Consider the following 2,720-nt stretch of genomic DNA (forward strand, 5'->3'; position numbering starts at 1 on the left):
GTTACATTCCGAACCCGGAAGCTAAGCCTCACAGCGCCGATGGTACTGCAGGGGGGACCCTGTGGGAGAGTAGGACGCCGCCGAACAATTATTCAAAGCCGTGGCCCCCAGCGACTCGCTGGGGGCCACGGCTTTTTTGCGTGTCAGAACGTGTTTGACCCGGCCAGTCCGCCGTACCGCCCGAACGCGGTACGGGAGCGGATGCCGGACAATGGAGATGGTGTCCGGTCACGTGGCCGGCACCGCACCGCCGCGGGGCGAACGTGTCGCCGGAACCGGGGTGGTGGAGTTTGAAGCAGCAGACAGGAGTCACCACGATGTCGAACCCGCCCCAGGACCGTCCCGAGCGTCGATCGGACGACGGCGGCGGCTACGAGCCCCGGTCACGCGGGGGCTGGTCGAACGACCGTGGCGGGTACCGTCGCGACGATCGTTCCGACCGCGACCGTGGTGGCTACCGTCGCGACGATCGCCCCTCCGGCGGCTATGGCCGTGACCGTGACGACCGCGGTGGTTTCCGCCGGGATGACCGTCCGCAGGGTGGCGGCTTCCGCCGTGACGACCGCCCCTCCGGTGGTTTCCGTGAGGACCGTCCGCGTCGGGACGAGCGTCCTCAGGGCGGTGGCTTCCGCCGGGATGACCGTCCGTCGGGTGGCTATGGCCGTGACCGTGACGACCGCGGTGGTTTCCGCCGGGATGACCGTCCGCAGGCCGGTGGCTTCCGTCGCGACGACCGTCCGTCGGGTGGCTATGGCCGTGACCGTGACGACCGCGGTGGTTTCCGCCGGGATGACCGTCCGCAGGCCGGTGGCTTCCGTCGGGACGAGCGTCCGTCGGGTGGTTTCCGTGAGGACCGTCCGCGTCGGGACGAGCGTCCTCAGGGCGGTGGCTTCCGCCGGGATGACCGTCCGTCGGGTGGCTATGGCCGTGACCGTGACGACCGCGGTGGTTTCCGCCGGGATGACCGTCCGCAGGGCGGGTACGGCCGTGACCGTGACGACCGCGGTGGTTTCCGTCGGGATGACCGTCCGCAGGGCGGCGGCTTCCGCCGTGACGACCGCCCCTCCGGTGGTTTCCGTCGGGACGAGCGTCCGTCGGGTGGTTTCCGTGAGGACCGTCCGCGTCGGGACGAGCGTCCGCAGGGTGGCGGCCATGGCCGTGACCGTGACGACCGCGGCGGCTTCCGCCGGGATGACCGTCCGCAGGCCGGTGGCTTCCGCCGCGACGACCGCCCCTCCGGTGGTTTCCGTGAGGACCGTCCGCGTCGGGACGAGCGTCCTCAGGGCGGTGGCTTCCGCCGGGATGACCGTCCGTCGGGCGGGTACGGCCGTGACCGCGACGACCGCCCCTCCGGTGGTTTCCGTCGGGACGAGCGTCCGTCGGGTGGTTTCCGTGAGGACCGTCCGCGTCGGGACGAGCGTCCGCAGGGTGGCGGCTTCCGCCGGGATGACCGTCCGTCGGGCGGCTATGGCCGTGACCGCGACGACCGCGGCGGCTACCGAGGCGGCCGGCCGCACGAGGGCCGCGAGGGCCGGGGCGGCGGGTTCCGCCGTGACGACCGCTCGCACGGCGGTGGCTTCCGCCGGGACGACCGGCGTGACGACCGCCGGGACTACGACGACCGCCGTGGCAACCACGAGCCGGTCCACCGGCTGCCGATCCCGGACGACGTCACGGGCTTCGAGATCGACGCGGATGTGCGCCAGGACCTGAAGAGCCTGCCGAAGACGCTCGCGGACGACGTCGCCCGCAACCTGGTGATGGTCGCCCGACTGCTCGACAGCGAGCCGGAGGAGGCGTACAAGTACTCGCGGGTCGCGCTGCGGCTGGCCTCGCGTGTCGCCTCGGTCCGTGAGGCGGCGGGCTTCGCCTCGTACATGACGCAGCGGTACTCCGAGGCGCTGACCGAGTTCCGGGCGGCGCGGCGGATGACCGGGCGGGCGGACCTGTGGCCGGTGATGGCGGACTGCGAGCGTGGTCTGGGCCGTCCGGAGCGGGCGCTGGCGATGGCCGGGGAGCCCGAGGTGAAGCAGCTGGACAAGGCCGGCCAGGTCGAGATGCGCCTGGTCGCAGCGGGTGCCCGCAGCGACATGGAGCAGTTCGACGCCGCCGTGGTGACGCTGCAGAGCCCGGAGCTGGCATCCAGCTCGATCCACCCGTGGACCGCCCGCCTGCGCTATGCCTACGCCGAGGCGCTGATCGCGGCCGGCCGGGCGGAAGAGGCCCGCGACTGGTTCGCCAAGGCGGCCGACGCCGACACCGACGGTGTCACCAACGCCTCCGAGCGGCTGGCCGAGATCGACGGCCTGGAGTTCGTCGACGCGCTCGACCCGGAGCTGGAGGAGGCCGGGCAGGGCGCTGAGGCCGAGGCGGAGCCGGTCCGTCGCAAGATCGCGATCGACGACACCGGCGAGGACCGGGTGATCTTCGAGGACGAGGAAGACGTCGAGGAGTACTACGACGAGGACGACGTCGAGATCGAGGAGGACGTCGAGGGCGAGGCCAAGAAGTAGTCCGCCCCGCGTCCGCGCACGCACAACGCCGGAGGCCCGGCCGGTACGCACATCCAGCCTCCGTTGCTGGTGCACGAGGTTTGTCTAGCTAGCCAAGTTGTTGGCTCGGCAACCAAAGTACGCCCGGCTGGTTTGGCTCGCAAGCCAATCGCCGGTGAGCGGGGCGTCGACGCCGATGACGACGGTGGTGCCGCTTGCGGCGCTGCC

1 protein-coding gene, 1 rRNA gene and 1 pseudogene are annotated in these 2,720 nt (G+C 71.7%); all 3 read left to right on the forward strand.

The genetic code is table 11. The features are described 5' to 3' along the window. Window positions 1-86, forward strand: a 5S ribosomal RNA gene (gene rrf / locus ACWDAK_RS40945); the annotation flags it as partial. A gap of 495 nt (window positions 87-581) precedes the next feature. Continuing rightward, a pseudogene (locus ACWDAK_RS40950) lies at window positions 582-1,130 on the forward strand (DEAD/DEAH box helicase); the annotation flags it as partial. 567 nt (window positions 1,131-1,697) lie between these two features. Beyond that, a complete protein-coding gene (locus tag ACWDAK_RS40955) occupies window positions 1,698-2,513 on the forward strand; it encodes a tetratricopeptide repeat protein (protein ID WP_425557883.1) in 816 nt (271 codons plus the stop codon). The last annotated feature ends 207 nt before the right edge of the window (window positions 2,514-2,720 follow it).

It is taken from the genome of Kitasatospora sp. NPDC001175, assembly GCF_053598215.1.